22 protein-coding genes are annotated in these 19,355 nt (G+C 59.3%); 7 read left to right on the top strand and 15 right to left on the bottom strand.

What is annotated here, in order from left to right; translation table 11 throughout:
- Nucleotides 1–126: 126 nt before the first annotated feature.
- The 5 genes from ACZ47E_RS09190 to lgt all read right to left on the bottom strand — a co-directional run bounded on the left by ACZ47E_RS09190 (nt 127) and on the right by lgt (nt 4,973).
- A complete protein-coding gene (locus ACZ47E_RS09190) occupies nt 127–855 on the bottom strand; it encodes a hypothetical protein (protein WP_006699618.1) in 729 nt (242 codons plus the stop codon).
- Between the two features lie 89 nt (nt 856–944).
- Nucleotides 945–2,096 (bottom strand): M24 family metallopeptidase, encoded by a 1,152-nt coding sequence (locus ACZ47E_RS09185; protein ID WP_278066916.1) that lies wholly within the window; start codon nt 2,094–2,096, stop codon nt 945–947.
- Between the two features lies 1 nt (nt 2,097).
- A complete protein-coding gene (pgeF, locus tag ACZ47E_RS09180) occupies nt 2,098–2,892 on the bottom strand; it encodes a peptidoglycan editing factor PgeF (protein WP_153776209.1) in 795 nt (264 codons plus the stop codon).
- Between the two features lie 151 nt (nt 2,893–3,043).
- Nucleotides 3,044–4,144 (bottom strand): class I SAM-dependent methyltransferase, encoded by a 1,101-nt coding sequence (locus ACZ47E_RS09175; RefSeq protein WP_077987400.1) that lies wholly within the window; start codon nt 4,142–4,144, stop codon nt 3,044–3,046.
- A 16-nt stretch (nt 4,145–4,160) separates the two neighbouring features.
- On the bottom strand, nt 4,161–4,973 hold the full coding sequence (gene lgt, locus ACZ47E_RS09170) for a prolipoprotein diacylglyceryl transferase (protein WP_278067471.1): 813 nt from the start codon (nt 4,971–4,973) through the stop codon (nt 4,161–4,163).
- A 308-nt stretch (nt 4,974–5,281) separates the two neighbouring features.
- On the opposite strand from lgt, the gene ACZ47E_RS09165 reads away from it, so the two are divergent.
- The 4 genes from ACZ47E_RS09165 (at nt 5,282) to ACZ47E_RS09150 (ending at nt 7,645) form a co-directional block, all read left to right on the top strand.
- Complete coding sequence (locus ACZ47E_RS09165; protein ID WP_004442935.1) at nt 5,282–5,545, top strand: accessory factor UbiK family protein; 264 nt, start codon at nt 5,282–5,284, stop codon at nt 5,543–5,545.
- 426 nt (nt 5,546–5,971) lie between these two features.
- On the top strand, nt 5,972–6,472 hold the full coding sequence (locus ACZ47E_RS09160; RefSeq protein WP_004442934.1) for a type III secretion system chaperone family protein: 501 nt from the start codon (nt 5,972–5,974) through the stop codon (nt 6,470–6,472).
- Between the two features lies 1 nt (nt 6,473).
- A complete protein-coding gene (proC, locus tag ACZ47E_RS09155) occupies nt 6,474–7,292 on the top strand; it encodes a pyrroline-5-carboxylate reductase (RefSeq protein WP_004442932.1) in 819 nt (272 codons plus the stop codon).
- 11 nt (nt 7,293–7,303) lie between these two features.
- Nucleotides 7,304–7,645 (top strand): tRNA-binding protein, encoded by a 342-nt coding sequence (locus tag ACZ47E_RS09150; RefSeq protein WP_278066915.1) that lies wholly within the window; start codon nt 7,304–7,306, stop codon nt 7,643–7,645.
- A 14-nt stretch (nt 7,646–7,659) separates the two neighbouring features.
- Here ACZ47E_RS09150 and ACZ47E_RS09145 read toward each other — a convergent pair whose 3' ends face one another.
- The 4 genes from ACZ47E_RS09145 to ACZ47E_RS09130 all read right to left on the bottom strand — a co-directional run bounded on the left by ACZ47E_RS09145 (nt 7,660) and on the right by ACZ47E_RS09130 (nt 11,129).
- On the bottom strand, nt 7,660–9,039 hold the full coding sequence (locus ACZ47E_RS09145; protein WP_142185153.1) for an ATP-binding protein: 1,380 nt from the start codon (nt 9,037–9,039) through the stop codon (nt 7,660–7,662).
- A gap of 31 nt (nt 9,040–9,070) precedes the next feature.
- A complete protein-coding gene (locus ACZ47E_RS09140) occupies nt 9,071–9,784 on the bottom strand; it encodes a response regulator (RefSeq protein ID WP_006699625.1) in 714 nt (237 codons plus the stop codon).
- A 2-nt stretch (nt 9,785–9,786) separates the two neighbouring features.
- Nucleotides 9,787–10,293 carry a MarR family winged helix-turn-helix transcriptional regulator gene (locus ACZ47E_RS09135; RefSeq protein ID WP_004442928.1) on the bottom strand — a complete coding sequence of 169 codons (507 nt, stop codon included), beginning with the start codon at nt 10,291–10,293 and terminating at the stop codon, nt 9,787–9,789.
- 236 nt (nt 10,294–10,529) lie between these two features.
- Complete coding sequence (locus ACZ47E_RS09130) at nt 10,530–11,129, bottom strand: DUF1236 domain-containing protein (RefSeq protein WP_278066914.1); 600 nt, start codon at nt 11,127–11,129, stop codon at nt 10,530–10,532.
- Between the two features lie 229 nt (nt 11,130–11,358).
- Between ACZ47E_RS09130 and ACZ47E_RS09125 the strand changes: the two genes are divergently transcribed.
- The gene (locus tag ACZ47E_RS09125; protein ID WP_004442926.1) at nt 11,359–12,003 is read left to right on the top strand and encodes an MBL fold metallo-hydrolase; all 645 of its coding nucleotides are present in this window, start codon (nt 11,359–11,361) and stop codon (nt 12,001–12,003) included.
- 86 nt (nt 12,004–12,089) lie between these two features.
- Here ACZ47E_RS09125 and ACZ47E_RS09120 read toward each other — a convergent pair whose 3' ends face one another.
- From ACZ47E_RS09120 to ACZ47E_RS09105, 4 genes are all read right to left on the bottom strand, one after another.
- Nucleotides 12,090–12,305 (bottom strand): cold-shock protein, encoded by a 216-nt coding sequence (locus tag ACZ47E_RS09120; RefSeq protein ID WP_003494703.1) that lies wholly within the window; start codon nt 12,303–12,305, stop codon nt 12,090–12,092.
- A 445-nt stretch (nt 12,306–12,750) separates the two neighbouring features.
- On the bottom strand, nt 12,751–13,653 hold the full coding sequence (locus ACZ47E_RS09115) for a DMT family transporter (protein ID WP_034498771.1): 903 nt from the start codon (nt 13,651–13,653) through the stop codon (nt 12,751–12,753).
- Between the two features lie 152 nt (nt 13,654–13,805).
- Nucleotides 13,806–14,117, bottom strand: coding sequence for a hypothetical protein (locus tag ACZ47E_RS09110; RefSeq protein WP_004442924.1), 312 nt, complete (start codon nt 14,115–14,117; stop codon nt 13,806–13,808).
- A gap of 136 nt (nt 14,118–14,253) precedes the next feature.
- Nucleotides 14,254–15,177: an EAL domain-containing protein gene (locus ACZ47E_RS09105; protein WP_107339139.1), complete on the bottom strand. Its 924-nt coding sequence runs from the start codon at nt 15,175–15,177 to the stop codon at nt 14,254–14,256.
- Between the two features lie 212 nt (nt 15,178–15,389).
- Between ACZ47E_RS09105 and ACZ47E_RS09100 the strand changes: the two genes are divergently transcribed.
- Nucleotides 15,390–16,592: a pyridoxal phosphate-dependent aminotransferase gene (locus ACZ47E_RS09100; protein WP_107339140.1), complete on the top strand. Its 1,203-nt coding sequence runs from the start codon at nt 15,390–15,392 to the stop codon at nt 16,590–16,592.
- Between the two features lie 59 nt (nt 16,593–16,651).
- On the opposite strand, the gene ACZ47E_RS09095 is transcribed toward ACZ47E_RS09100, so the two are convergent.
- Nucleotides 16,652–17,758, bottom strand: coding sequence for a calcium:cation antiporter (locus ACZ47E_RS09095; protein WP_077987404.1), 1,107 nt, complete (start codon nt 17,756–17,758; stop codon nt 16,652–16,654).
- 195 nt (nt 17,759–17,953) lie between these two features.
- On the opposite strand from ACZ47E_RS09095, the gene ACZ47E_RS09090 reads away from it, so the two are divergent.
- Complete coding sequence (locus ACZ47E_RS09090) at nt 17,954–18,220, top strand: DUF2188 domain-containing protein (RefSeq protein WP_004442919.1); 267 nt, start codon at nt 17,954–17,956, stop codon at nt 18,218–18,220.
- Nucleotides 18,221–18,322: 102 nt separating this feature from the next.
- Here ACZ47E_RS09090 and ACZ47E_RS09085 read toward each other — a convergent pair whose 3' ends face one another.
- Nucleotides 18,323–19,267 (bottom strand): LysR family transcriptional regulator, encoded by a 945-nt coding sequence (locus ACZ47E_RS09085; RefSeq protein ID WP_006699631.1) that lies wholly within the window; start codon nt 19,265–19,267, stop codon nt 18,323–18,325.
- Nucleotides 19,268–19,355: the final 88 nt, after the last annotated feature.

The raw sequence follows: 19,355 nt of genomic DNA, 5'->3' as shown, positions 1-19,355 counted from the left end.
GCCTTTGCCGGATACGCCTTGTTGCCATGCGCGCCTTAATAGCGCTGTTGCTTCCGATTGCAAGAGGACTCCGCGCTTTCGCAATGATTTTCGTGAAATCTCTGTGACTTCTCCCGTCGTTTCACCTCATCCGCTTTGAGACTGCTTCCATGACGTGTAGTCGTTGAGTGTTTTTGCAGCGATGTCCTGCATGACTTTGTCGGTCACGGCGGCCCATGGATCACTGCCTCGCGCGGTCACTGCCTCCTGCCCCTGCAGGCGGTGCAGCCGCACGCCATTGGCGTCGAGAATGTCCCACACGTATACGACATTGACCTTGCCGCCATCGGCAAAGGCGGAAAAATATCCCTTCAGAATATTTTCGGCGGAATTGTCGTTGGATGCGCGGATTGTCAGCCCCTTGGCCCGCGCTTCGGCCCCCAGTTGGCGGGATAGCGGTGTCACCGCCTGAACCGGTGCGCCGATGATGGGCAGGAAGCGGATGGAATTCGCGGCGGTGGCAGGTGCAAGGGAAGCCGTCTGCTGTGATGGCGGTTGTTGCGTGACGGCGGGGGCCGCGGCCTGGTTCTGACGGAGCGGTTCCCCGTACTGGCTGCCATTGGACAGCGCCTGTGCCTGTGCCTGCAGAGAGTTCTGGGGTGCATAGGCAGGGACTGACGATGCGATTGCCGGCCCGCCTGCGGGTGCGCGGTCGGCGGCTGCCGCCATCTGGTCGAGATCACCCTGTGTTACCGGCGTCGACTGTGATGCATTGTGGCCAACATCCACCTGTGGCGTCAGCGCTTCCGTGGTGTTGCAGCCGGACAGGATCAGTGCCAAAGCCGGAACAATGAGGGCAACCCCCAACCGGCTCATGCGATTTTCCCTCTCATGTTCCGCTCCTTCTTGCCCAAGGTGGCGCAATGTAAGGGCGGTTTTCCCGCTGTGTCAAACCCGGGGGCGATTTAAGCTGTGAGAAGATCGAGGCTGTGACGCGACAGTGGCTCCGGCGCGCCGTCCGTGGTCAGATATGTCTGGCCGAGCGTCATGGCCGTGCCGGAATCGGAATCCATCACGATCATATGCACGAAGAGCGTCATGTCAGCGGTGATCTCCTGCGGATTGCCGGAGTGGAACATCTGATGCTCCATCCAGGACGGGGAGAAGCGCGCGCCCAGCGAATAACCGCAGGAGTTCAGCCGATGGCGGGTGAGGCCGCGCTCGTCCATGACGCGGGCATGCACATCGAAGACGTCGCCGAATGTGTGCCCGGGGCGCAGTACCTCCTCGATCGCGGTCAGATTTTGCAGGCAGGCGCTGTAAAGCTCCTTCTGGCGGAAGTCCTGTTCGCCGATCACCACCGTGCGCATCATGGCGGCATGGTAATGGGCGCTGACGCCGGCCCATTCCAGTGTCAACTGATCCTTGCTGTCGAGGACACGACGGCCTGCCTTGTAGCGGCAGAGAAGCGCATCCGCGCCTGAGCCGATGATGAATTCATTGGCGGGGTAGTCGCCGCCGCCCGCGAGCACCGCACCCTGCATTGCCGCAAGAATGGCGGCCTCGTCCGCGCCGGGCTTGATGAGCGGCAATGCTGCATCGAGAGCCTCATCGGCCAGCTGGCCAGCCTTGCGGGCATAGGCGATTTCGGCGGGACTTTTGACGAGCCTGAGGGTGCTGACGAGATACGACGCATCGACCATCTGGCCGAAGCTCGCAAGCTGGTTATCCAGCAGGCGGGCGACACGGCCGGTCATGCCGTGGGTGTCATATTCCACGCCGATCTTTGCGCCCAGAAGGTCGAGATCGCTCAGCAGATTTTTGAGATCGAGCGTCGGGTCGGCATTGGGTCGATCGACCCAGAGGAGGACGTTCTCGATGATCGAAGTATTGCGGGCCTGACGCAGATCGGCCGAGCGTGTCAGCAGCGTCATGGAGCCATCCGATTTCACCACCAGCGTCTGGAAGAAGCAGTAGCCGAAAGTATCGTAGCCGGTCAGCCAGTACATGCTTTCCTGGGCGAAAAGCAGCAGCGCATCCAGCTTCTCCTCGGCCATTTTCGCGAGCAGCAGCTCGCGGCGGGCATCGAATTCCGAAAGCTCGAAATGCAGGGCCATCTTAGTCCTCCAGAATTGCGATTGCGGAAATCTGCCGGCCGTAATCGGGTTCGGCGCGGTGGGTGGTGCGGCGGTAGGAATAGAAGCGTTCTTCGTCCGGGTAGGTGCAGAGACCAAGATTTTCCGCCTTCACACCGGCTTTGGTCAGGCGGTCGATGGTGAACTGCTTGAGATCGAACAAGGCGTGGCCCTCTTTCTCCGCCCTGGAGAAATAATCCGCGTAAGCGGGCTCGATATCGGTGAAACGCGCGACATATTCCGGCCCGACCTCATAATTGTCCTGGCTGATGGAGGGGCCGAGCGAGGCAGCAATACGATCGCGGTTGGCCCCGAGCTTCGTCATCGCCTCGATCGTGTTTTCCAGCACGCCGAACAAAGCACCCTTCCAGCCGGCATGGGCGGCACCCACGACGCCTGCTTCCGCATCGGCGAACAGGATGGGGCCGCAATCGGCGCTCAACACGCCGAGGACGAAACCGGGTGTCGCTGTCACCATCGCATCTGCCTGCGGACGGCTGCCGTCATAGGTTCCGTCAACCACGACAACCTCGGGGGAGTGGACCTGATGGACCGTGGCGAGGCGGTCTGGGGCAAGGCCGAACCATTGGGTTACGCGGCGGCGGTTTTCCTGCACCCGTTCCGGCTCGTCATCAGATCCGAGCCCGACATTGAGGCCTTGATAAAGACCATCGGAAACGCCGCCCTGCCGGGTGAAAAAGCCATGGCGGATGCGATTTTTATCGAAGGCGGCGAGGAGGGGACTCTGGATGGGGAGGGGCAGCGTTACGTTCTGCATGGTGCGGGAGTTCCTTGGAGAATTTCGCTGTAGCCCAGTGGAGCAGGGTCATGCGAGATGTTTCCTGTTGCCGCGGCGTTGCGCGGCGTGTGTGATGCAGTGTGCCTGCTTCGTGTGTCGCGACGATGTTGGCCCAGAGGTTATTACGCTGTCAATCCACCGCACGAAACGGCAGAAGATGGAGCGCGGGACTGGAAACGGCGATGACTTTGAAAAGTTCCCCCATCTTGCCGGCGCCTTCGCCGGCGAGGCGGTTGACGGCTTCGGCGATGGCGAGGGTCTGGTCCGCGGTTGCCTTGGCGGCGAGCGCCCCGGCCCGTTCCTTGAGGCCGAGGCCGTAGAGGAAATCGCCCTGTCTCAGGGTGCCGTTAACGTGAACACCGGTCGCCTCGGCCGTTTTCACAAGACTTTCGAAATCGACATGGCTGGTCAGATCGGCTTCGCCTGGATGGGCGAGCGGCGGATCGAAGGCATGGTTGCGCATGGCCTGCAGCGTGTCGCCATAGCCGGCAACCAGATGGCCGTAATCAATGGCGAGCGCGGTGCCGCCATGGGCGGACAGGCGCTGGCAGATTGCGGTCATCACCGCTTCCCGGGCAGGCGAAATCTCGAATATCGTGCCAAGCGGCTGCCGTTCGGGCTGCGGCGGAAGCAGCGCCGGGTCTATGCTGGCAAGGCCCGTGGAGAAGACGAGGTCGCCATTGGCGTCGAGGCTGACCACGCGTTCGCGGAAACCCTGCGGCGTCCTGACGAATTGCCGGATCGGAATGGCGTCGAAAAGTTCGTTGGCGACAAGCAGCAGGAAACCTTCAGGCACATCGTCGAAACTGTCATGCCATGCCAGTCGACCCGCATGTTCGGCCAGCGTTTCCTTCTGGATGGCGGAAAGGCGGGGGCTTGTCTCCACCAGATGCACCCGCATCGTCTCATAGAGCGGCGGCGCGATGCGGCGGATGACGCGCAGCATGTCCGCCATCATGGTGCCGCGGCCGGGGCCGATTTCCACCAGCCGGGTTTCAGCGGGTGCACCGTGCCTCTGCCAGGCATGAACCACGAAAACACCAAGCATTTCACCGAAAAGCTGGCTCACCTCCGGGGCGGTGATGAAATCACCCGAACGGCCGAAGGGCTCGCGGCTCTTGTAATAGCCATGTTCCGGATCGGCGAGGCAAAGTGAAAAGAAGTCGGTTACGCTAAGCGGACCGTTGAGCCGGATAAGTGATTTGATGCGTTGCGCGAGCGGTGTGGTCATGGCTGGCCATACCGCTTTAGGCGACTTTTGTCGCGCGGCGCGCGCGCAGGACGGCCCAGAGGCCCAGAAGGAACATTGGAGTGGACAGAACCATGCCCATGGTCAGCCAGTTGCCGGCGAGGTAACCGATCTGCGCGTCCGGTTCGCGAAAGAATTCCACGAAGATGCGTGACAGCGCATAACCGCAGACGAAGATGCCGGTGACGGTGCCGGGCCGCTTCAGAGCCTTGAAGGCGTAAATGGCGATGGCCAGAACGATGGCCAACACGAGGCCTTCGAGGCCAGCCTCATAAAGCTGGCTCGGATGGCGAGCGAAAGGGCCGCCTGTGGGAAAGACGACCGCCCATGGCACATCGGCAATGCGGCCCCACAATTCGCCATTGATGAAATTGGCAATGCGCCCGAAGAGCAGCCCGATGGGCGCTACGGCCGCGACGATATCGAACATGCTCCAGACAGGAATGCCGTTCTTGCGGGCGAAAAGAATCATGGCGATCGTCGTGCCGATCAGGCCGCCATGGAACGACATGCCGCCATTCCATATTTCGATGGCTCTGATGGGATTGGCGGCGACCGCAGCGAGATCGTAGAACAGGATGTAGCCGATGCGTCCGCCAAGCACGATTCCGCCAGCAGCCCACAGGATGAAATCGTCAAGATGCTGCGCCGAGATGGGTGAGGCGTCGTTAGGCCACAGGCGATCCGTGCGGGCGAGGCGGCGGGCGTAAAGCCAGCCGAGCATGATCCCCGCAACATAGGCGATGCCGTACCAGTGGATCGCCAGAGGACCGATGGACAACGCTATCGGGTCGATGTTCGGGAAGGGCATGATGGCGAGTGAAGTGGGAGCGGCTATCAATCCGTATATATTCCGTCATCGTTGCTGGGCGGACAACGGATCATCCATTGTCTCAAAGGACCGGGCGATGATGCTCACCGGTTCTTTGACGCCAAGGAAAATGGCGATTGCGGTGGCGGCGGTCAAGGTGATTCTTTAAGCTATGGCTCAACATACCAAAGGTGACGCAAGCTCTTGGGATTTTTCGATTTCGCTTGCAAGGCGACGGTGGAGTGCCTACCTGAATGCTATCAACAGCGGGCAAGATGATGCCCCTGAACCGACGAAGGATGAGCGCCATGAGCACGACAGGCACCAATCGTTTTCTCGATGAATTCGCCAAGCTGATGACGGATGCGGCCGGCGCGGCCCAGGGCGTGCGCAAGGAAGCCGAGGCTGCGTTCCACGCACAGGCCGATCGCTGGCTGAACAGTCTGGATGTCGTCCGGCGCGAGGAATTCGACGTCGTGCGGGAGATGGCTATCCAGGCGCGGGATGAAAATGACGCCCTGCGCGCCCGGATCGAGGCTCTCGAAGCAAAGCTTTCGGCCACGAAGGACTGATTCTTCATCACTTTTCTCAGAAGCCCCGGATCGCAGGCGATTCCGGGGCTTTTTGTTTTTCGGCTCTCTCTGTCCGACTTGATCTCCGGTTGCCGAAAGTCGTGCTCAGACGCGAATTTTTTGGGCCTGTGGACACTTCCAAAAAACACAATCGGCAGAGTCGCTTAAGACTCTCGCCTGAGGTGATGGGGGAGAAGATATCCACTGCTCAAAAAGCAAAAATGGCGAGCGAGGGGTGGCAGCGGGACTCGGCCATTATACACTGATTTTAAATGATGATTCGAAAAGACCGGTAAGCTCCAGACAGGGTGAATGCGTTATTCTGGTGGTGTCGGGCAATCGTCTCAAATGTTTATCCCGGTTTGTATGTGCGTTTTGTGCCCGGCGTTCAAAACACGACATTCCGACCGGCTGAGAAGGTGCCGCATGAGTCTGATAGAATTTGAAATTGAGCGTCAGTCCAATCCTGTCGATATGATCGAGATTGTCGCTGCCTCGAATGACTGGTCGTTCGAGCGTTCGGGCGAGGACGAGATCGCCATGACTGTGGCGGGCCACTGGGCCGATTATCACGTTTCGTTTGCGTGGATGGAAGATTTCGAAGCGCTGCATCTTGCCTGCGCCTTTGACATCAAGGTGCCCGATCACCGTGTCAACGAAGTCATTTGCCTGCTGTCGCAGGTCAACGGTCAGGTGCTGATGGGGCATTTCGATCTGTGGCGGCAGGAAGATGTCGTGATCTTCCGCCAGTCGCTGCTTCTGTCAGGCGGTGCCGAGCCGAACAACCAGCAGGTGGAAGTGCTGCTCTCCAGCGCGCTGGAGGCCTGCGAGCAATATTATCAGGCATTCCAGTTCGTCGTCTGGTCGGGTCTGGATGCGAAAAGTGCAATCGAAGCGGTCATGTTCGAGACCGTTGGAGAAGCGTAACATGGTGTACAAGGCTTCCGGGCCGCTCGTCCTCGTGGGCGCCGGCAATATGGGCGGCGCCATGCTGTCTGGCTGGCTGAAAAAGGGCGTGCCGGGATCGCAGGTCATTGTCGTTGACCCGCGGCCCTCCGACGCCATGCGCACAACGATTACGGAAGCGGGTGCGGCCCATAGCGAAAGCGCGCCTGAAGGCGTCAAGGCTGGCATTCTTTTCGTGGCGGTGAAACCGCAGATGATGGAAGCAGTGCTGCCTTCGCTGAAGCCCCTGCTGGGCCCGGAAACGGTCGTCGTCTCCATCGCGGCCGGCACCACCATTGCCACCTTCGTTTCGCATTTCGGTGCGATTGCCGCGGTACGCGCCATGCCCAATACGCCAGCGATGGTGGGCCGTGGTGTTACCGGCGCATATGCAAATGAACTTGTGACGCCCGAGCTTAAAGCCGTGGTGGACGGATTGCTGAAGGTCAGCGGTCCGGTCGAATGGGTGGATGCCGAAAGCGATATCGATGCCGTGACCGCGGTTTCGGGCAGCGGGCCAGCCTATGTCTTTTATCTCGTGGAATGCATGGCTGAAGCCGGCCGCAAAGCCGGTCTGCCGGCGGATGTGGCCATGCGTCTGGCGCGTGAAACCGTGGCTGGCGCCGGCGAGCTTCTGCACCAGTCCTCCGACGAGGCGGCGCGCCTGCGCCAGAATGTGACTTCGCCGGGCGGCACCACGGCCGCGGCACTTTCCGTGCTGATGGCCGAAGACGGCATGCAGCCCCTGTTCGACAGGGCGGTCGCCGCTGCCAAGACCCGCGCTGAAGAACTGGCGGGCTGAGGAGGCGGGCGATGAGCGGCGAAATTTCCTATGCCGATTTCGAGAAGGTGGATATCCGCGTCGGTACGATCGTGGAAGCCGAGCCTTTTCCCGAGGCGCGCAAACCGGCAATCAAGGTGAAGATCGATTTCGGGCCGGCGATCGGCATCAAGAAGTCCTCGGCGCAGATCACTGTGCACTATACGCCGGAAAGCCTTATCGGCCGGCAGGTTCTGGGCGTGGTGAATTTTCCGCCGCGCCAGATCGGGCCGTTCCGCTCCGAGGTCCTGACGCTTGGCTTTGCCGACGCCAATGGAGATATCGTACTGGCTGCGGTTGAAAGGCCGGTGCGTAACGGCGAGAAAATGTGCTGATTGGCGGCCTGCCGTCAAGCCGGGATTTTGACAATAACCCTCAATCCGCCCATCGGGCTTTTATCCAGCGACACGTCGCCGCCATGGCTGCGGGCGATGTCGCGGACGATGGAAAGGCCAAGACCCGTGCCCGAGGCATTGAGGTTGCGCGCCTCGTCCAGTCGGAAAAACGGCTTGAATACATCCTCGCGTGAATTCTCCGGAATGCCCGGACCGTCATCGTCAAAGGTCATGATAATGGAGCGTGGCGCCTTGCGGATATCGACGTGGAGGTTACTGGCGTAACGCCGGGCATTTTCGGCGAGATTGGCGACGAGCCGTGAAAGTGCGTTCGGCCGCGCGATGATCCTCTCGATATTATAGAGTTCGTAGCTGAATTTCTTGCCGTGCAGTTCGAAATCATGGCCGATTTTTTCGAGAAGTCCGGGAAGCTCCAGCGTGCCGACATCCTCTTCCACATCCGTACGGGCAAAGGTCAGATAGGCTTCCAGCATCGACTGCATGTCTTCCACATCCTTGTCGAGCCCCTCAAGATCCGGATTGTCGCCGGCGAGCGCCAGCTGCAGCTTGAAGCGGGTGAGGATGGTGCGCAGATCGTGGCTGACACCGTTCAGCATGGCGGTGCGCTGCTCCATCTGCCGTTCAATGCGCTCCCGCATCAGGATGAAGGCAAGGCCCGCCCGGCGTACTTCATCCGCGCCGCGGGGAGAATAGGCGCTGACCTTCTGGCCCTTGCCGAAATTCTCCGCCGCCTTGGCAAGCGCTTCTATCGGCTTGATCTGGCCGCGCAGGAAGAGGATCGAAATGGCGATGAGCACCAGCGATGCGCCAACCATCCAGACAAGGAAGATGTGGGTGTTGGAGGCATAGGCCGCGCTTCTGCTGGTGAAGACGCGGAGCGTCTTGTCATCCAGCTGGACACGGATTTCCACCAGTGAGCCGTTGCCATAGGTATCGATCCAGAAGGGCCTGCCGATCTGTTGGCTGAGCTGGTTTGCGAGGATGGTATCGAGAATCGAGAACAGCGGCTCCGGCCGTGGCGCCGGCAGGTCCGTCTTGGGCTCGATATAGACGCTGAGACCCAGCTTGTCGCGGGCGATGCGGATGACCCGCTGATAGTCATCCTCTTCGGGGTCTGTCTGTAGAAGTTCGATGATCGCGGCGATATCCCGGGTCACCGCTGCCGAAAGGCGTTCGGTCACCAGCTGCCAGTGGCGCTCCATGAAGACGGCCGCGACCACGGCCTGTAGCAGGATCATCGGCAGGATGATGATGAGGAGCGAACGGGTGTAAAGCCCGGTGGGCAGCCAGTGTCGCAGCCATCTGCCGAGGGAGCGCCAGGTCTTTGCGACGGCGCTTTTTTTAAACGTGTCGAGAAAATCGAGGCTCGCCATGGTCGTGCGTTCGCCCTTCGTTGGGTGCTCGTCAGTCCACGCTGAGGCGGTAACCGATGCCACGCACCGTTTGCAGATAGACCGGGTTGGCAGGGTCGTCCTCGATCTTGCGGCGAAGACGGTTGATCTGCACGTCGATCGTTCTTTCGCCCACTTCCGACTCCGCTTCCACCAGCTCGTGCCGTGGAATGGTATCGCCGGCGCGTAGCGCAAAAAGCAGCATGATCTCCTGTTCGCGATCTGTCAGGCGGATCGTTTCCGGACCGCGCCGCAGTTCCCTCCTGGGAATGGAGAAGCTGTAGGGGCCGAACATGATCTGTTCGATCTTGGGCGTGTCCGGGGAGGTGTTGCGCCGCAGAATATTGTTGATGCGCAGGACCAGTTCGCGCGGATCAAAAGGCTTGGCGAGATAATCGTCCGCTCCCGCTTCCAGCCCGGCAATACGTGAATCCGCTTCCGAGCGGGCGGTCAGAAGAATGACCGGCACGGATTTGTCTTCGTTCAGCGAGCGGGTCAGCGAAAGCCCGTTCTCTCCGGGCATCATCACGTCGAGGATCAGCAGATCGAAACGGATGCCCACCATCTTGCGGCGGGCTTCTGCTGCATCGGCCGCAACGGAGATGCGATATCCCTTGTCGCCAAGAAAACGCTGCAGGAGATCGCGGATGCGAGCGTCATCGTCGACGATCAGGAGATGAGCCGCATCGTCGTCCGCCGGTGGACGTTTTGCCGGAGCTTGCGCCATCGTCACTCATCCTCCACGCTGGTCATCGTCGCCGGGCTGCGCATCTGCGCCAGAAATTTGCGCACGCAGGCGCGCGCATCGGGACCGAGGCCTTCCAGCGCGCGGTCGATGCGGCGTGATTGTGGTTCGCTGAGCGCCAACGCCAGTTCGCGGCCTGTCAGCGTCGGATAGAGCCGGCGCTGGCGGCGGTCTTCAGGACCTGCCATCTGGCGGATGTAACCGTCGTCGATCAATTGCTTCAACACTCGGGCGAGGCTCTGTTTGGTGATCTGCAGCGTATCGAGCAGATCCGCCACGGTCATGCCCGGCTGCCGGCTGACAAAATAGACCACCCGGTGATGCGCGCGCCCATAATCAAGTTTCGACAGGATGACGTCGGGATCGGAGACGAAATCGCGATAGGCGAAAAACAGCGCTTCGATCGTGTCGAAGTCAATCTTGCCGTCGTCAACCTTCGGCAGTGCCGGTGTCTGTCTGGCGGCGGCGGTTTTGAGCGATTGCGGTGGCACTGCGGTTCCTTCATATTCTGCGGCTGTCTGATCATATGTTGCAGGCGCCGATGCGCCAATATTCTGTAAACATAGCCGAAAATGCGTCCGCTCGGGAGAATGCCGCGATCATTTTCTGTTGCGGTGGATAATATGGCGAGGGTGCCGGTGCAACTGGAATCCTGAGCGACCTTTACCGCAAATACAAAAGAGCGCGGAAACTCCGCGCTCTCAGCATTACTGTGGTCATGGCCGTCTTACTGGTAGACGTAGACGATACGACGTGTCGAGGGTTCTACGAGTACAGATACATCGTTCACCCGCACATACCGATACTGATAATCTGGAACTTCAACCAGACGGGTATCGGCCGGCAGGACGCTGCCAACGGCAATGTCACCGTCATAGGTGATGGTATCGGCAGGGTGCTCGTCAATATAGGTGATGACCGACTGCGGCGGATCGACTTCGCCGACGCGGCCCAGATTCGGATCGCCGGGGTTCGGTTCAGCCTGAACACTCGAAGTTTTTTCGTAGGTCACGACCGGCACGCTGAGTTCCGTGCGGCGTTCCTTGAGAATGACGGGCGAACCTTCATACATCACGTTCAGGTAATCGGCATGGGCCCAGCCGCGCAGACCGTTCACCTCGATGCGACACCAGCTGCTGCCTTCCATGCAGCCGTCCAGCACGGCGTTGCTGCCACGCGTGGCGAGGCCGACTTCCGGATAGTCGTCACCGGGGCCAGACCGGACAGAAATATCCGAGGCGGTTGTTGCGACCATGGCGGCATTTGCATAGCCCGCCATCAAGGCGAAGGCGCCACCAGCGATCAGCATTTTAAGCGTCTTGTCCATGTGTCTCACTCCTTTCAAGACTGGTGCTACAACGTCGCAATCCCCAGGGCGTTCCACATTTTTCGGGAAGATGATGTCTCATCGAGCCGCCTCTTCGTGTTATCTAACTGTATGGAATAGGGATTTTCTTCGTGAATTCGCCGCTGAGAACAAGGCGACCTGTCGCCATTGTGCCGTAACCGGTAGCGGGCTATAGGATGGCGGATCTATCAGACAGGAGACACGGGATATGGGAAAGTTGCAGGCCGGGATTATTCCGGTCACGCCATTTGAGCAGAATTGTACCGTCCTGTTTGATCAGGACACCAAGGAAGGCGTCGTCGTCGATCCTGGCGGGGATGTGGACGTCATTCTTCAGGTGGTTGCTGAAAACGGCATCACGCTCAAGGAAATATGGTTGACGCACGGCCATCTCGACCATGCCGGTGGTGCGGATGAGTTGCGCGAAAAACTCTCCCTGCCGGTGATCGGGCCGCATGAAGATGACCGGCCCCTGCTGGAGAGAATTGAGGTGCAGGCGCAGAAATACGGCATCAGCGGTCTGAAGAACGTCGTGCCGGATTCATGGCTGAAGGAAGGTGACAAGGTTTCCTTTGGCGATCACGTCTTCGAGGTCTATCATTGCCCGGGGCACGCGCCTGGTCACGTAATCTATTACAACCGCGACCAGAACTTCGCCCATGTCGGCGACGTGCTGTTTGCCGGGTCGGTGGGGCGCACGGATCTGCCGGGTGGAAACCACGAGCAGCTGATGGCGTCCATTCGCGATAAGCTGCTGCCGCTTGGCGACGATGTCGGTTTCATCTGCGGCCACGGCCCGGGCGGACGGCTGGGTGAGGAGCGGCTGACCAACCCCTATCTCAAGGGACTGTGAGCGCCGGACGGCTGCGGCCTGCGGCGCGCACAAAAAAACCCGGCATTCCTGCCGGGCTTCAACTAGAAAAGAAAGCCGTTTTAGGGTCAGCCAGCAATCTGCAGATTGACTGCCTTCGGCCCTTTGCCGCGACGATCCGGTTCCGTGTCGAAGCTCACTTTCTGATTTTCTGAAAGTCCGGACAGGCCGGAAGCCTGTACGGCAGAGATGTGAACAAAGATATCAGCGCCACCATTGTCTGGCTTGATGAAGCCGAAGCCTTTGTCTGTATTGAAGAATTTTACGGTGCCAGTTTCGGCCATGCATCAGGTCCTTTTCGCTCTGCCCGCGTTCAGCTACAGGCAGCATTACAGTTTTGCCCCGCGTGGGCGTTGGCAGGCAGTTTTTGACTATTGAGAAAATGGACCTTCGCAGCGGGAAGTAATGGCGTTCTCATCCAACGTTTTTCGTCCCACCGCCCGAGGTTTATAGCGTCCCCAGTGCGCAAATTTATAGGCCTTCCCATGCTCGCAAATTGCCCGAACCGCAGTAGATTGCTGCGTTTATCGAAAATTGGCAAGCAAAAGTTTTTACGGGCTTTTTGTCAGATAAAAAACCTGCGGTAGAGTTGCGCGTGGGAACCGCACATTTTTTTCGCATAAGTGATAGTTGATGAAATAATTGCCGGTCGGTCTGAGCTTTCCCGGCAAAAATTTGGACGCGTGACCGCGATTTCCCGAGAAAACAGAAAAAACAGTTCTTTTCGCGTCACGCCGCTTCTGTCGCGGTTTTTTGCCGTTTGCGCGTCAGTTCCGGTACCAATTCCACGATCAGGATGGCGATGAAAATGATCAGGCAGCCGACATAGCCGGCACTGGAAATGGTTTCCTTGAGGAAAATCGAGGCCAGCAGGGCGCCGAAGAGCGCCTCCGACGACAGGAAAATCGCGGCCTGCGGCGCTGTTGTGTAGCGCTGGGCAATCACCTGAAGCACAAAGGCGAGGCCGGAAGAAACGAGGCCGACATAGAGAATTTCTACCATCGACGCCTCGATGGCGACCATGCTGATCGGTTCGGACACAACGCCGATCATGCAACTAAGAAGCGAGCAAACCGCGAATTGTGTGCAGGAGAGCGCAAGCGGCCGGCCGCTTTCGGAGACGAAGCGCCCTGCGAGCGTGATCTGGATCGCCCAGAAGAAAGCGCAGATGATGCTGAGAATATCCCCTTTCGTCAGCGTCTCGAAGGCGCCGCCGGAAAGGAGGAATATACCGCCGAGCATCATCAGCGCGCAGGGCCAGACGACCCAGTGGGGGTGACGGCGGTAAAGCAGAACGGCAATCACGGGCACGAAGATGACATAGAGCCCGGTCAGGAAGCTGGAATTGGTGACGGTCGTGGTCAGCAGCCCGACCTGCTGGGTGGTGGCGCCGCCGAACAGCGCAAGACCGACGAGAATGAAGCTGCCGATCTGACGCGGGCGGGGCGGTGATTTCAGGGACCGGGTTTCCATGAGCGCGAAGGGCAGCACGGCGATGGCGGCGATGGCGAAACGCAAACCGACGAACCAGAAAGGGCCAATCGAGGCCATGGCTGAGGATTGTGCGACAAAGCCGCCTCCCCAGATTGCTGCGGCGAGCAGAAGCAGCATATTGGCCTGAATTCGCGTCATTATTGGCACCAGCAACGCGGGGCCGGGAGATCATTGACGTCACGGCCGGGCAAACAGGGGATTTTGTGAGGTGTCATCCAGCTGTGTCGGACGACTGTTTCCCGGGTGCTTTAGCAGCAACATGCCGATGCCGCAAGTCGAGGGGAGGGCCGTTATCTATAACGGCGGGCCTCGTCCTTCAGGCTGCGCCGGGTAAGCATCAGGCCGCCAAGGCCGAGGCCGACGAACGCCGCGGCGGAGAGGACGATGAGCAGGATATGCGGACCTGCCTTCGTCGTCGCAGCCACCTGCGGTATGGCGGAGGTATGCAGGGTGTCCACCGCTTGCGCAGCCGCATTGGCCGATGTCGCGATGCCGGCTGCCATGGTGATGATGACAAGGAAAGCCGCGACCGCCATCCAGAGGGAAAACAGCGTTCTCTGTGCCCTTAACCTTTCAACGGAAGTGCGGTCGTTGGTAAACATGGCTGTCGCCTCTTGTCCCTGTTCTTAAAGGACAAAAGAGGCTTCGAAATGGACGGCTTGGAGACCGAATTCTGGCGTTCCGCGGCATTTATTGCGGCAATATTGTGGCGGGGGCGTTTTTGAACCGGAATTGGCGTCAGAGGCCGCGTTTTCCGAATGTCCGGGTCTGGCGCAGGGGATGCGCGTCAGAGGTGCGCTCCTCACGGAAAAAAGCCGCGGAGCCTTTCTCCATTCGTGCGGCAGGGGAAAAATATGCGCTGCCCAGCTCGGGAAAGCGCGCGTCGAAACTGGTGGGCGCAAGTTCCGGTTTTGCCAGAATGTAGCCCTGCATCAGGAAAACGCCGAGTTCTTCACATTGCTCCACCTGCCAACCGGTTTCCAACCCCTCGAAAACCGGCTCTATGCCATCCTCCCGAAACTGGCTGACAATGACGCGCAGGAGAGCGGCGCCCGCAGAATTCTGCATGAAGTCGCGCACCCAGCCCGCTTCGAATTTCACATAGTCCGGCTTGATGAGCTTTACCCGTTCGATGGCGGTATCGCCGGCGCCGTAGTCATCGAGCGCCACGCGAAAGCCGATATCGTGCATGTGGTAGGCGAAATCCGCGACCATCTGGGTGTCGGAGGCCTTCTTCTCGGAGATTTCGCAGACGATACGGTCTGCCGTCATGCCGGCCTCGTGGGCTGCGAGACGCATGCGCTCCACTTCCTGCCGCATCTTGGCTGGCGTCTGGAACAGGCCGGGATGGAAATTGACGAAGATGCGCGCGCGGGAGCGGCTGAGCCTGCCGGTGTTGAGAATGTGGATGGTCCGCAGGATGCTGTCGATATTTTCGATGTCTTCGGGTGCCACCAGCGAGAAAAATTCACCTGGTGTTACCGGTTCACCGTTGCGGTGGGGTCGCACAAGACCTTCGAAGGAATCGATGTCCAGCGGGCCGCTTGATGTGCGACGGAATATGGGCTGCAGGGCGGACTTGAGGTTGAAGCTGTTATAGGCGGTGGACCATGTGCCATCGGCCTCGCGGACAAGACTGGAAAAGATGCTTTTGGGCGCCATTTTTCAACCAGCTATAGAGAGACACGACCCCTAGGCTCGCGAATGTAGCTCAACAAGCGTTACTTCCGGGTTAAGGAAGGCTTAAATTGTACCCCACGGCGGATAGGCTGGCTTTTGGCCTTGAAACTAGGCCCGTCTTTCGACATAGAAATTGCCGCAGCAGACGAGATTTCCAAGCTCTGCGATGTCAACCCCAATAGGACCGATTAAAAATGGCCTTCCTTGCCGACATTCTCTCCCGCGTAAAGCCATCCGCCACCATCGCCGTTAGCCAGAAAGCCCGCGAGCTTAAAGCGCAGGGCCGCGATGTGATTAGCCTTGGCGCCGGCGAGCCGGATTTCGATACGCCCGACAATATCAAGGAAGCGGCCATTGACGCGATTAAACGCGGTGAAACGAAATACACGCCTGTTTCCGGCATTCCGGAACTGCGCAAGGCTATTGCCGACAAGTTCAAGCGTGAAAACGGCCTCGACTACAAGCCGGAGCAGACGATTGTCGGCACCGGCGGCAAGCAGATCCTGTTCAACGCTTTCATGGCGACGCTGAACCCCGGTGATGAAGTCGTTATCCCGGCGCCGTACTGGGTCAGCTATCCCGAAATGGTCTCGATCTGCGGCGGCACGCCGGTATTCGTCGACGCGACGCTGGAAGACAATTTCAAGCTGAAGCCGGAAGCGCTGGAAAAGGCGATCACGCCGAAGACCAAGTGGTTCGTGTTCAACTCGCCGTCCAACCCGTCGGGCGCGGCCTATTCGCACGACGAGTTGAAGGCGCTGACCGATGTGCTCGTCAAGCACCCGCATGTATGGATCCTCACGGATGACATGTATGAGCACCTGACCTATGGCGACTTTAAATTCGTCACGCCGGTGGAAGTAGAACCTTCGCTCTATGACCGCACGCTGACGATGAACGGCGTTTCCAAGGCCTATGCCATGACCGGCTGGCGTATCGGTTACGCTGCCGGCCCGCTGCCGCTCATCAAGGCCATGGACATGATCCAGGGTCAGCAGACCTCGGGCGCGAGCTCCATCGCACAATGGGCCGCGGTCGAAGCCTTGAACGGCACGCAGGATTTCATTCCGGCGAACAAGAAAATCTTCGAAGGCCGCCGTGACCTGGTCGTCTCCATGCTCAACCAGGCCAAGGGCATCAGCTGCCCGGCTCCGGAAGGTGCGTTCTATGTTTACCCGTCCTGCGCCGGCCTGATCGGCAAGACCGCGCCGTCGGGCAAGCTCATCGAGACGGATACGGATTTCGTCTCCGAGCTTCTTGAAGCCGAAGGCGTTGCCGTTGTGCAGGGCTCGGCCTTCGGTCTCGGCCCGAACTTCCGCATTTCCTATGCCACCTCGGAAGAGTTGCTGGAAGAGGCCTGCAAGCGCATCCAGCGCTTCTGCGCCGATTGCCGCTGATCGGTTTGTAACCTCAATTGAAGAAGCCCGGCAGCGATGCCGGGCTTTTTTCGTTTCGGTCAAAGCCCCAGGAACAGCAGCATGATGAAGGTGGCGAAGAGAATGAAATGCGTCATTCCTTCAATCGCGTTGGTTTCACCGTCATTGAGGTTGATGGCGGCGGCGATGAGCGTGATGAAGACCATGACGGTCTGAACGGGCGTCATGGCCATGATGAAGGGCTGGCCGGTATAGAGCGCGATACCCTCCATCACGGGCACGGTCAGGATGACCGTCGAGAGCGATGCGCCCATGGCGATATTGACCACGGCCTGCATACGGTTGCGCAGGGCGGACCTGAGCGCGGTGAGGATTTCCGGCGATGCCGAGATCGTCGCCACCACTACGGCCATCAGCGCTGGCGGTGCGCTGGTGCCTTCAAGGCTTTCGCCCAGGAAGGCGGACATGAATTCCGCCAGTACGCCGATCAGAACCACGCCGGCGATGATGAGGCCGATGGAGAGTGGTACGTTGCCTTCATCGTCCTCTTCCGCATGGCTGCCGGATGGCTGGCCGGCCGGATGTGGCTTTCGAGGGTAAGTGTAGCTGAAAAAATAGCTGTGCGGGCCCACCTGCATTTTGAGGAACAGCGCATAAAGCGCAATCATCGCCACGATTGTGAACACTGAGTAGATGTGCCAGCTCTGTTCAGGAATGAACTCAGGCACTATCATCGATATGCCCATGGCTGTCAGGATCATCACGCCATAGGTCTTGCCGGAATCATCGTTATACGGCTGTTCTCCGTGGCGAAGGCCTCCAAGAAGCGCGGCGAGACCAAGAATGCCGTTGATGTCGATCATCACGGCGGAATAGATCGTATCCCGCACCAGCGTGGGTGAACTGGATTCGCTCATGATGATGGCGAGTATCAGCACTTCCACCGCAACCGCCGACAGCGTCAGGATCATGGTGCCATAGGGGTCGCCCACCTTGGCGGCCAGGATTTCGGCGTGATGGGCAACCCGCATCGAGACGAGAACAATGAGCCCGATCAGCACGACGGCAGCGATGATCGTCGCCGTCTTTCCCGCTTCGAAAATTGCATGTTCGGCCAGATAGGCGACGATTGCCGCCGGTATCGCCAGAAGCAGCATACGCTCCTGTTTCAGAATAGAACCCGCCATTGATTTCCCTTCCCCCGGATCGGCTCAGGCTGTGACGTATCGTCCCTCAGATCAAGCAGGATTTGCGCTTGAGTGCTTTTGGTAGGATAGTGATGTCGCAGGACATGCTGCTCATGCCGCGGTGTCCCCATCGGGTGCAATGCTTGAAGCGCGGTTGTGGTTGCCATGTCGCCTACCGAAACAGGAGGAACATGCATGACCAAAGTGGTGTATGAAATCGTCGAACATGACGGAGGCTTCGCCTACCGCATGAACGGCGCTTATTCCGAAACATTTCCTACCTATGCGGATGCCGTCGAGGCTGCGCGCATCGTCGCTGCCGAACAGCAGGTGGGTGGCGATGACGAGGAAATCAGCTATCAGGATGAGAGCGGCCACTGGCATGAAGAATACAGCCAGGGCGGCGATCGCCCGGAAGCCGAGGTGGTGGACAAGACAACGCAGCAGGCCGAACCATTCTGACGGGCGATCCGTGGATTTTAAGCAAACCAGGATCGCTTTTCCGTTCCGCCGGTCCCTTTCAGGTGCGGATCGCGGGCTGCCTCGTATCGACGCGGTATTGCCTTAGCGCCGTTTCGGTGGCGCGCCCGGATCGGTTTCCTTGAGATGACCCTTGAGGCCTTCGACCAGGGCGCTGAAGACGGCGCGGCATCGCGGTGAGGTCTTGAGGTTTTCGTGCATCGCGACCCAGGTATGGAGCGGGATATCGATGTTCGGCAGAACCTGAACCAGTCGCGGGTCCTTGCGGGCCAAGCCAATCTGACAGACGCCGATGCCCGCGCTGGCGCGGATCATGGCAAGTTGTGCAAGGTTGCTGTCGGCGCGTATTTCGAAGGAAATTTCCTCAACATCGGGGATGTCAGGATCGAGCGAACGCATCCGCTGGATGGCCGCCCGGATGAACGGCGTCTTGCGATCAAAACCGACCATCCGGTGGTGGTTCAGGTCTTCCATGCTCTTTGGCGTTCCGGCTTTTGCCAGATAGTCGCGCGTCGCATGAAATCCCAGACGGAAATTGCCGATGTAACGCATGACGATCGCGTCCTGCAGGGGCTCGGTCATGCGAATGGCAATATCCGCCTCGCGTCTTAGAAGGTCTTCCAGCGTATCTGATAATGACAGCTCGATTTCAAGCCGCGGGTGAACCTCCTGCATGGCCGTGATAATCGGCGGCAGCATTTCGACGCCGATGATGTCAGATGCGCTGATGCGCACCGTGCCTTCGATCTTGCCGACTTCGCCGGAGGCCGCGCGCATGAGGGCGGCGGTCGTCGCCGCCAGATTTTCCGCATAGGGGCGGAGCGCAAGGGCTGCTTCCGTCGGCATCAAGCCGTGCGGCGAGCGGATGAACAGAGGAAAGCCGACGGCCTCTTCCAGCGCGCCGATATGACGTCCCGCCGTCGGCTGGGTGATGCCAAGCTCGCGGGCGGCGGCGGACAGCGAACCGTCGCTCAGCACGCTAAGGAAGGTGCGATAAAAATCCCAGCTGACGTCGCGGTTCTTGCTCATAAAATTTTGTATAGCCGATCCACTGATTTCGATAATTTCGTATATCGCAAAACGCGACGATACTCCATCCCAGAACAAGGAGTACGGC

The organism is Agrobacterium sp. 5Ca39 (genome assembly GCF_055382365.1).
This window is presented reverse-complemented; position numbering and strand designations above follow the sequence as displayed.